The 9,607-nt window shown below is 66.4% G+C and carries 8 protein-coding genes; all 8 read right to left on the reverse strand.

Features of this window, described 5'->3' with window-relative positions:
• Positions 1 to 91 precede the first annotated feature (91 nt).
• The 8 genes from DPV74_RS35340 to DPV74_RS35375 all read right to left on the reverse strand — a co-directional run bounded on the left by DPV74_RS35340 (position 92) and on the right by DPV74_RS35375 (position 9,481).
• Entirely contained in the window at positions 92 to 1,108 is a 1,017-nt protein-coding gene (locus DPV74_RS35340; RefSeq protein ID WP_021163770.1) for a peptide ABC transporter ATP-binding protein, read from the reverse strand.
• On the reverse strand, positions 1,105 to 2,103 hold the full coding sequence (locus DPV74_RS35345) for an ABC transporter ATP-binding protein (RefSeq protein ID WP_021163769.1): 999 nt from the start codon (positions 2,101 to 2,103) through the stop codon (positions 1,105 to 1,107). Before DPV74_RS35345 ends, DPV74_RS35340 begins: the two co-directional genes overlap by 4 nt.
• 1 nt (position 2,104) lies before the next feature.
• Positions 2,105 to 3,022 carry an ABC transporter permease subunit gene (locus DPV74_RS35350; protein WP_027788903.1) on the reverse strand — a complete coding sequence of 306 codons (918 nt, stop codon included), beginning with the start codon at positions 3,020 to 3,022 and terminating at the stop codon, positions 2,105 to 2,107.
• A 4-nt stretch (positions 3,023 to 3,026) separates the two neighbouring features.
• Positions 3,027 to 4,037: an ABC transporter permease subunit gene (locus DPV74_RS35355; RefSeq protein ID WP_011353491.1), complete on the reverse strand. Its 1,011-nt coding sequence runs from the start codon at positions 4,035 to 4,037 to the stop codon at positions 3,027 to 3,029.
• Positions 4,038 to 4,147: 110 nt separating this feature from the next.
• On the reverse strand, positions 4,148 to 5,776 hold the full coding sequence (locus DPV74_RS35360; RefSeq protein WP_027788902.1) for an ABC transporter substrate-binding protein: 1,629 nt from the start codon (positions 5,774 to 5,776) through the stop codon (positions 4,148 to 4,150).
• A 319-nt stretch (positions 5,777 to 6,095) separates the two neighbouring features.
• Positions 6,096 to 7,403, reverse strand: coding sequence for an MFS transporter (locus DPV74_RS35365; RefSeq protein WP_021163766.1), 1,308 nt, complete (start codon positions 7,401 to 7,403; stop codon positions 6,096 to 6,098).
• A gap of 191 nt (positions 7,404 to 7,594) precedes the next feature.
• Positions 7,595 to 7,906, reverse strand: a complete 312-nt coding sequence (locus DPV74_RS35370) for a high-potential iron-sulfur protein (protein ID WP_021163765.1) — start codon at positions 7,904 to 7,906, stop codon at positions 7,595 to 7,597.
• A gap of 465 nt (positions 7,907 to 8,371) precedes the next feature.
• A complete protein-coding gene (locus tag DPV74_RS35375; RefSeq protein WP_119338883.1) occupies positions 8,372 to 9,481 on the reverse strand; it encodes an NAD(P)/FAD-dependent oxidoreductase in 1,110 nt (369 codons plus the stop codon).
• Between the last annotated feature and the right edge of the window lie 126 nt (positions 9,482 to 9,607).

Here is a 9,607-nt window from a genome sequence, read left to right on the forward strand (position 1 = left end):
GCCCCAGCGCCGCGCGTAGCGGTACGCGCGCATCACGCGCGCGCCGCCTGCCCCCGCACGGCGCACGCCGGACGCGCGCGCCGCCAACGCTTCAGGCATTCGCCTCCCCTACCTCCTCGGCCCGATGGCAGGCCACGCGCCGGCCGTCGACCTCGCGCAGCTGCGGCTCCTCCGCACGGCAGCGCTCGACCGCATACGGGCAGCGCTGGTGGAACGCGCAGCCCGACGGCGGATTGAGCGGCGACGGCAGTTCGCCCTGCAGCTTGATCTGCACGCGGCGGTCTTCCTCGAAGATCGCCGGCGTCGCCGACATCAGCGCGCGCGTGTACGGATGGCGCGGCCGCGCGTAGATCGTCGCCTTGTCGCCGAGCTCGGCGACGCTGCCGAAGTACATCACCATCACGTCGTCCGCGACGTGCTCGACCACCGACAGGTTGTGCGAGATGAACACGTAGCTCGTCTTGAACTGCTCCTGCAGATCCATGAACAGGTTCAGGATCTGCGCCTGGATCGACACGTCGAGCGCGGACACCGGCTCGTCGGCGACGACGATGCGCGGATCGAGGATCATCGCGCGCGCGATCGCGACACGCTGGCGCTGGCCGCCCGAGAACATGTGCGGATAGCGCTTCGCGTGTTCGGGCCGCAGGCCGACCGTGCGCATGATCTGCGCGATGCGCTGCGCGCGCTCGGCGGCCGTCAGGTTCGCGTTGATCTCGAGCGGCTCGGAGAGCGTCTGCTCGACGGTCTTGCGCGGGTTCAGCGACGCGAACGGGTTCTGGAACACCATCTGCACGCGGCGGCGCAGGTCGGCGACCGTCTCGCGGTTCGCGCCGGCGACGTCCTTGCCGTCGATCGTCAGGTGGCCCGCGGTGGGCGTCTCGATCATCGTGAGCTGGCGCGCGAGCGTGGATTTTCCGCAGCCCGATTCGCCGACGACGGCGAGCGTCTTGCCGCGCTTCAGCGAGAACGACACGCCGTTCAGCGCCTTCACCGTACCCTGCCCGAACATCCCGCGTTTCACCGAATAGTGTTTCGCGAGGCCGTCGGCCACCAGCACGGCTTCCTCGTCGTGCGGCGTGGCACGCGTCTGATTGACTGCATTCATCGTGCACCTCCCGTCAGGTCGAGGTTGGAAACATTGAGCGGCTTGATGCAGCGCGCACGCATCGCATCGTTGGCCGGCACCAGCGTATCGAGCGCCGGCCGCGCCTTGCGGCAATCGTCGACGACGTACTTGCAGCGCGGCGCGAACAGGCACCCGGACGGGCGATCATCGCGGCCCGGCACCATGCCCGGCAATGCGGCAAGGCGACGCGCCCCCTTATTGTGCTCGGGAATCGCGGCGAGCAGCGCTTCGGTGTACGGATGATGCGGCGCGCGGAAGATGTCGGGCACGCGATTGGTCTCGATGACCTCGCCCGCGTACATCACCGCGACACGCTGCGCGACTTCCGACACCACGGCCAGGTCGTGCGAGATCAGCACGAGCGCCATCCCGCGCTCCTTCTGCAGCTTCACGAGCAGGTCCATGATCTGCGCCTGGATCGTCACGTCGAGCGCGGTGGTCGGCTCGTCGGCGATCAGCAGCTTCGGGTTGCACGCGACGGCCATCGCGATCATCACGCGCTGGTTCATCCCGCCCGACATCTGGTGCGGGAACGACGCGATGCGGTTCTTCGCATCGGGAATGCCGACCTGGTCGAGCAGTTCGAGCGCGCGCCGGTGCAGCGCGTCGCCGCGCAGCCCTTCGTGCAGCTTCAGCACTTCCTTGATCTGGTAGCCGACGGTGTAGCTCGGGTTCAGGCTCGTCAGCGCATCCTGGAACACCATCGCGATGTCCTTGCCGACGATCTTGCGGCGCGCTTTCGGCGATGCCTTCAGCAGGTCCACGCCGTTGAACGTGACCTCGTCGGCCGTCACCTTGCCCGGCGCGTCGATCAGGCCCATCAGCGCCATCATCGTCACGCTCTTGCCCGAGCCCGATTCGCCGACGACGCCCACCACCTCGCCCGGCGCGATCGACAGGTTGATCCGGTCGACGGCGGGCAGGCCGTTGAAGTTCACCGCGAGATTGCGGATGGTCAGTAGGTTCTCGCTCATGTCATGCCATCCGCTTCAGTTTGGGATCGAGCGCGTCGCGCAGCCCGTCGCCGAGCAGGTTGATCGCGAGCACCGAAATCAGGATCGACAGGCCGGGCATCGTCACGATCCACCATGCGTTGTCGATGTAGTCGCGCGCGGACGCGAGCATCGCGCCCCACTCGGCGGTCGGCGGCTGCACGCCGAGGCCGAGGAAGCCGAGCGCGGCCGCGTCGAGGATCGCCGACGAGAAGCCGAGCGTCGCCTGCACGATCAGCGGCGCCGTGCAGTTCGGCAGCACCTGCGAGAACATCAGGCGCAGCGTGCCGGCACCGGCCACGCGCGACGCCGTCACGTACTCCTTCTGCAGTTCGCCGAGCGCCGACGCGCGCGTGAGACGCACATAGGCCGGCAGCGCGACGATCGCGATCGCGAACATCGTGTTGGTGAGGCCCGGGCCGATGATCGCGACGACCGCGACCGCGAGCAGCAGCGACGGCAGCGCGAGCAGCACGTCCATGATGCGCATCACGGGCGTGTCGGCCCACTTCTGGAAGAACGCGGCGACGAGCCCGAGCACGATGCCGGGGATCAGCGCGAGCACGACCGACACGAAGCCGATCCAGAACGACATCCGTGCGCCGAACATCAGGCGCGACAGGATGTCGCGGCCCGCTTCGTCGGTGCCGAGGATGAATTGCCAGTTGCCGCCCGCGAGCCATGCAGGCGGAATCTTCACGTAGTCGCGGTATTGCTCGACCGGGCTGTGCGGCGCGAGCACCGGTGCGAGCAGCGCGACCAGGATCAGCACGATCACGACGATCCCGGCGCCGACGGCGCCGCGGTTGCGCGAGAAGTTGGCCCAGAACTCGCGCAGCGCGAGCGCACGGCCGCCGGCCGGCGCGGATTCGCTCGGCAAGGTGTTTTGCAGATTGCTCATGGAATTACCTCGTGTGGCGGATGCGCGGATTCAGCACGCCGTACAGCAGGTCGACGACCAGGTTCACGACGATCACGAGCGTCGCGATCAGCAGGATGCCGCCCTGGACGACCGGATAGTCGCGACGGCCGATCGCATCGATCAGCCACTTGCCGACACCGGGCCACGAAAAGAGCGTCTCGGTCAGCACGGCGCCCGCGAGCAGCGTGCCGATCTGCAGGCCGATCACGGTGACGACCGGGATCAGCGCATTGCGCAGCGCATGCACGACGACCACGCGCGCGGGCGACAGCCCCTTCGCGCGTGCGGTGCGGATGTAGTCCTCGCGCAGCACTTCGAGCATCGACGAGCGCGTCATCCGTGCGATCACCGCGAGCGGGATCGTGCCGAGCACGATCGCGGGCAGGATCAGGTGGCTGACCGCCGACTTGAACGAGCCTTCGTCCGGCGCGAGCAGCGCGTCGATCAGCATGAAGCCCGTCGGATGGGGGAAGTCGTATTCGACGGCGATGCGCCCCGACACGGGCGTCCAGCCGAGGTATGACGAAAACACCATGATGAGGATCAGCCCCCACCAGAAGATCGGCATCGAGTAGCCGGTGAGCGCGGTGCCCATCACGCCGTGATCGACGACCGAGCCGCGCCGCAGCGCGGCGATCACGCCGGCCGGCAGGCCGACCGCGAGCGCGAACACGAGCGCGCACAGTGACAGTTCGACGGTCGCCGGGAAGCGCGCGAAGAACTCGCCCGCGACGCTCGTGTTGGTGATGATCGACGTGCCGAGGTCGCCATGCAGCGCCCGGCCGATGTAGTGGAGGTACTGCATGGGCAGCGGCTGGTCGAGCCCGAGGCGTTTCATCGCCTCCGCATGCATCGCGGGATCGACGCCGCGCTCGCCCATCATCACTTCGATGGGGTCGCCCGGTATCAGGTGAATCAGCGCAAACGCCAGGATGGTGATGCCGATGAAGGTCGGGATCACCATCCCCACGCGGCGCAACACGAATGTGAACATGATGCGTCTCGTATTTTCTTGTGGGAAATGTGCGACCGGCGACGGGAAGCTTTTGGCCTCCCGCCGCCGGATGAATTAGCCGGTCTTCGCGACAGCTTACGACAGGCGTATTACTTCACGCCAACACCGTCGAAACGGGCGTAGCCGAGCGGCTCGATACGCATGTCGACCACGTTCTTGCGCACCGGCTGGTAGACCGTCGAGTTCGCGATCGGCGAGAACGGCAGCTGTTGCGCGAAGATCTGCTGGGCCTGCGTGTAGAGCTTCGTCCGCGCGTCCTGGCCCGTCGTCGTGCGGCCCTTCTGGACCAGCTCGTCGAACGGCTTGTAGCACCAGTGCGAGAAGTTGTTGCCCTTGATCGCTTCGCAGCCGAGCAGCGTGCCGAGCCAGTTGTCCGGGTCGCCGTTGTCGCCCGTCCAGCCGATCAGCATCGTGTCCTGCTCGCCCGAGTGCGCGCGCTTGATGTACTCGCCCCACTCGTACGTGACGATCTTCGCCTTCACGCCGATCTTCGCCCAGTCGGCCTGGATCATCTCCGCCATCAGGCGGGCGTTCGGGTTGTACGCGCGCTGCACGGGCATCGCCCACAGCGTGATCTCGAAGCCGTTCGCATAGCCGGCCTTCGCCAGCAGCGCCTTCGCCTTCGCGGTGTCGTACGCGGCCATCTTCAGGTTCTTGTCGTACGACCATTGGGTCGGCGGCATCGGCGCGGAAGCCGCTTGGCCGGCACCCTGGTAAACGGATTCGAGGATCGCCTTCTTGTTGATCGCCATGTCGAGCGCCTGACGCACCTCGAGCTTGTCGACCGGCTTGTGCTCGACGTTGTACGCGAGGTAACCGAGGTTGAAGCCTGCCTGCGACGGCATGTCGACACCCGCATCGGCCTTCAGCGTCGCGATGTCGGCCGGACGCGGATAGCTCATCACCTGGCATTCGTTGCGCTTGATCTTCTGCACGCGCACGCCCGGGTCGGGCGTGATCGAGAAGATCAGCTTCGAGATCTTCACTTCGCCCTTCTTCCAGTAATCAGGATTGCCGTCGAACCGGATCGTCGCATCCTTCGTGTAGCTGCGGAAGATGAACGGGCCCGTGCCGACCGGCTTCTGGTTGATGTCGGCGGCCTTGCCGGCCTTCATCAGCTGGTCGCCGTATTCGGCCGACAGGATCGACGCGAATTCCATCGCCATGTTCTGGATGAACGGCGCATTCGGCTCGGCCAGCGTGAACTTCACGGTGTACGGATCGACCTTCTCGACCTTCGTGATCAGCTTGTCGAGGCCCATGTCGGTGAAGTACGGGAACGACACCGGGTACGCCTTGCGGAACGCCTGGTTCGGGTCGAGCATGCGCTGGAACGTGAACAGCACGTCGTCCGCGTTGAATTCACGCGTCGGCTTGAAGAAGTCGGTCGTGTGGAACTTCACGCCGTGGCGCAGGTGGAACGTGTACACCTTGCCATCGGGCGATACGTCCCATTTCTCGGCGAGGCCCGGCTCGACCTTCGTGCCGCCGCGCTCGAATTCGACGAGGCGGTTGTAGACGGTGAACGTGGCGGCGGTGAAATCGACGCCGGTCGTAAATTGCGCGGAATCGAAACCCGCCGGGCTGCCTTCTGAGCAGTAGACGAGCGTTTTGTTCGGAATCTGTGCGAATGCAGAACCCGCGACGCCGAGCGATGCCGCTGCCACGCCTGCAATGGCGGTAACACGCAGGGTGTGCAACAGACGGTTGTATTCCATGTTTCCTCCAGGTCTCCAGGTCGGAACCGGCCCGCCAGGGGCCGGCGTACGCGGATATTACTTGAGCTAACGATGTGGCAACAAGCTGGAGAAAAAACTCTTCTACATGACCGCGCGGGTTTGTGCCGATGTTTAGTGTGGGTAAAAAATGCGAAAACGCGCGCGAGCGACAATTTCGTTCATCTCGCGCAAGTTTCGTTCGGCAACTAAACAATTCGGGCGCGAACACGAAGGCTCGATACGCCGTTTTCGCGTGTTCCGCAGCACATCATTGCGTTTTGCGAAACGATCCGATGACCGTCTTCAAATCGTCATGTCGTCATGCGGGTGCGTCGAGGTCGGCGCTGCGTGCGGGCACGAACGCGACCGCGACGATCGACAGCGCGATCCCCGCCATCACGTAGTAAGTCGGCGCGAGCGGCGTGCCCGTGACCTTGATCAGCCACGTGACGATGAACTGCCCGAAACCGCCGAACAGCATCACCGCGACGTTGTATGCGATCGACAGCCCGGTCGAGCGCACGTTGGCCGGGAACAGCTCGGCGATCATCGCGCCAAACGGCCCGTAGTAGCCCGCGAGCGTGATCGACAGCACGACCTGCACCGCGATCAGCCGCGCGATGCTCGGCGCCGCGTCGAGCCACGCGAACAGCGGATACATCAGCGCGAGCGTCAGCACCAGCGACCACAGCGACAGCCCCTTGCGGCCGATGCGGTCCGACCACGCGCCCGCGACCGGCGACAGCACCATCAGCAGCAGGTTGCCGGCGATCACCGCGTAGAACGATTCCGCGTAGGGCAGCTTCAGCTGCTTCACCGCGAAGGTCGGCAGATAGCTGATCAGCACGTAGATCGTCACCGTCAGCGCGATCACCGAGCCGAGCCCGCACAGCACCTCGCGCGGGTGGCGCGTGAACACTTCGCCGAGCGTCGCGCGGCGCGCGTTCTGCTGCGCATGCAGGAACGCTTCGGAATCGGCGAGATGGCGGCGGATGTAGAAGCCGATCGGGCCGATCACGAGCCCGAGGATGAACGGCACGCGCCAGCCCCAGCTGCGCAGTGCATCGTGCGACAGCCCGCGCGTGACGGCCGCGCCGACGAGCGCGCCGATCAGCAGCGCGGCCGCCTGGCTCGCCATCTGCCAGCTGCCGTAGAAGCCGCGTTTCGAGAACGGCGCGGCCTCGATCAGCAGCGCCGTCGCGCTGCCGAATTCGCCGCCCGCGGAGAAGCCCTGCAGCAGGCGGCCCAGCACGATCAGGATCGGCCCGCCGATGCCGATCGCCGCATAGGGCGGCGCGACCGCGAGCAGGAAGATGCCGCCCGTCATCAACAGGATCACGAGGGACAGCGCGGCCTTGCGGCCGGCGCGATCCGCGTACAGCCCGAACACGATGCCGCCGATCGGGCGCATGAAGAACGCGACGCCGAACGTCGCCGTCGTCAGCAGCAGCGACGAATATTCGCTGGAGGTCGGGAAGAACAGCTCGGCGATCACGACCGTCATGAAGCCGAACACCGTGAAGTCGTACCACTCGAGCGCGTTGCCGATCACGGCGGCGAACACCGCGCGGCGGTTCAGCGCACGCTCGGGCCGAATCGTTTTCGTTGAATTCGCAATCGTCGCCATGCGTGCCTCGTCCTCGTCAGTACGCCGTGTCGGGCGGCGCGGTGCGCGGGGTGCCCGCGGCGCGCTGGTTTGCAGCGAGTGTAGAAAGCGACGGAACCGTTTTCAAGCAATAAAAAACGCCCGCCATCGTTCGACGGCGGGCGTTTTGCGGTTTTCGCCACAATGCGGCATCGCACGATGCCGCACGGGCCTCAACCCATCTTCGAGAAGGCGCTGCACCAGCCCTTCGCCGACACCTGCTTGCCGGGGAAGGCGCCGCACGGGCCCGAGGCCGAGCCCTTCTTGCCCTGGTACAGCATGCAGGCCGCGCAATCCTGGCCCGCTGCGTATTTCGGGTACTTCGTCTTGTCGACCTTCGTGGCATCGGCCTTGTAGCCGAGCGCCACGGCGGTCGGATCGGTTTCCGACAGCATCGGCGCATCGGCCAGCGCTTCGCGCGACAGCGCCAGCGCGGACACGGCACCAATGCTCGTAATCAGGAAACTCCGACGGGATGTTTTCATGGGGGACTCGCTCCAACGTTATCGGTTTGAAAGCTGTTCCAGGGTCTGTCTACCGATGGAACACGCATGCGAAGGCCCGAAATCGCTCGCAGGGCAAGGAGGGAGGAGCGCCGTTTGGCCGAGCCAAACAAGCGACGACCGACGCCGCCATGCGGGCGATTTCGGGCCTTCCCGTGGAAACGATACCGATTAGGGGTTGCCCCGAGAAGGGCCGCTCGCCGCGTTGCACTCCTTGCGAATACGTCCAGTATTCGCGGCGTCGCGCGCCTCGCGAGCGGCCCTTCTCGGGGCAACGCATGCGTGTTCCATCGGTAGACAGACCCTGTACAGCCGTTCGACAGAATAACGCTCAAGCGAATAAATGTGCGCGCCGAAATTCCAGAGATAAGGAATTTCACACGGCTGCCATTTGGCCGCAACCTGGCCGACACGCACACGCGACATGCCCGCTACACGCCCGCCACATCAGCGGTAAGCCGCCATGTCGCCCACGCGCTGCGCGAGCGCGAGCGACGCGGTGAGCCCCGGCGACTCGATGCCGAACAGGTTCACGAGCCCGCGCACGCCATGCTGCGCGGCGCCCTGCACGATGAAATCGGCCGGCGGCTCGCCCGGCCCCGCGAGCTTCGGCCGGATGCCCGCGTACGCCGGCTGCAGCGCATCGTCGGGCAAGCCCGGCCAGAACGCGCGGATCGACGCGTAAAACGCGGTCGCACGCGCCGGATCGACTTCGTAGCGCAGCGAATCGCACCACTCGACATCCGGGCCGAAGCGCGCCTGCCCGCCGAGATCGAGCGTCAGGTGCACGCCGAGCCCCGCGCGATCGGGCATCGGGTAGATCAGGTGCGAGAACGGCGCGCGGCCCGACAGGCTGAAGTAATTGCCGCGCGCGAGATAGAGCGGCGGCACCCAGCGCGGGTCGAGGCCGCGCGTGCGGCGCGCCAGCGCCTGCGCGCCGAGGCCCGCGCTGTTGATCACGCACGCGGCCTCGATCTCGGCGGGCGCGTCGCCGCCCGTGCGCACGACGAAGCGCCCGCCGCGCAGCACGTCGATCGATTCGACCGGGGATTTCAGCGCGCATACGGCGCCGTCGCGCTCGGCGTCGCCGAGCAGCGCGAGCATCAGCTGGTGGCTGTCGACGATGCCGGTGGACGGCGAGAACAGCGCCTCGACGCATTCGAGCGCGGGCTCGAGCGTCTGCGCCTCGGCACGCGTGAGCGGCATCAGGTCGAGCACGCCGTTTTCGGCCGCGCGCGCGGCGATCGCCTTCAACTGCTTCACCTGCGCGGCGCTCGTGGCGACGAGCAGCTTGCCGGTGCGCCGGTGCGGCACGTGATGCGTCTCGCAGAATTCGTACAGCAGGTCGCGCCCGTGCACGCACGACGTCGCCTTCAGCGACCCGCGCGGATAGTAGAGCCCCGCATGAATCACTTCGCTGTTGCGCGAGCTCGTACCCGTGCCGATCGCATCGGCGGACTCGAGCACGAGCGTTTCACGCCCGCGCGCGGCCAGTTCGCGCGCAATCGCAAGACCGACGACGCCCGCGCCGATCACGACACAATCCATCTGCTCCATGACGTTTCGCGCCGTTAGCGCGTCGAGGGGAGAGAAGAGAATTGTACGTCCCGGTTCTCCCGCTTGCCGAAGGTCGCGCACCGCGTCGCAACGACACGGTGCACGCCGCACGGCACGGCGCGCGCG

This window comes from Burkholderia sp. HAN2018, from assembly GCF_024704855.1.
Lineage (GTDB): Bacteria > Pseudomonadota > Gammaproteobacteria > Burkholderiales > Burkholderiaceae > Burkholderia > Burkholderia cepacia.

What these genes read in the sequence shown, in the direction of transcription:
- DPV74_RS35340 (WP_021163770.1), bottom strand. Translation starts at nt 1,108, where the DNA reads ATGAATGCAGTCAATCAGACGCGTGCCACGCCGCACGACGAGGAAGCC.
- DPV74_RS35345 (WP_021163769.1), bottom strand. Translation starts at nt 2,103, where the DNA reads ATGAGCGAGAACCTACTGACCATCCGCAATCTCGCGGTGAACTTCAAC.
- DPV74_RS35350 (WP_027788903.1), bottom strand. Translation starts at nt 3,022, where the DNA reads ATGAGCAATCTGCAAAACACCTTGCCGAGCGAATCCGCGCCGGCCGGC.
- DPV74_RS35355 (WP_011353491.1), bottom strand. Translation starts at nt 4,037, where the DNA reads ATGTTCACATTCGTGTTGCGCCGCGTGGGGATGGTGATCCCGACCTTC.
- DPV74_RS35360 (WP_027788902.1), bottom strand. Translation starts at nt 5,776, where the DNA reads ATGGAATACAACCGTCTGTTGCACACCCTGCGTGTTACCGCCATTGCA.
- DPV74_RS35365 (WP_021163766.1), bottom strand. Translation starts at nt 7,403, where the DNA reads ATGGCGACGATTGCGAATTCAACGAAAACGATTCGGCCCGAGCGTGCG.
- DPV74_RS35370 (WP_021163765.1), bottom strand. Translation starts at nt 7,906, where the DNA reads ATGAAAACATCCCGTCGGAGTTTCCTGATTACGAGCATTGGTGCCGTG.
- DPV74_RS35375 (WP_119338883.1), bottom strand. Translation starts at nt 9,481, where the DNA reads ATGGAGCAGATGGATTGTGTCGTGATCGGCGCGGGCGTCGTCGGTCTT.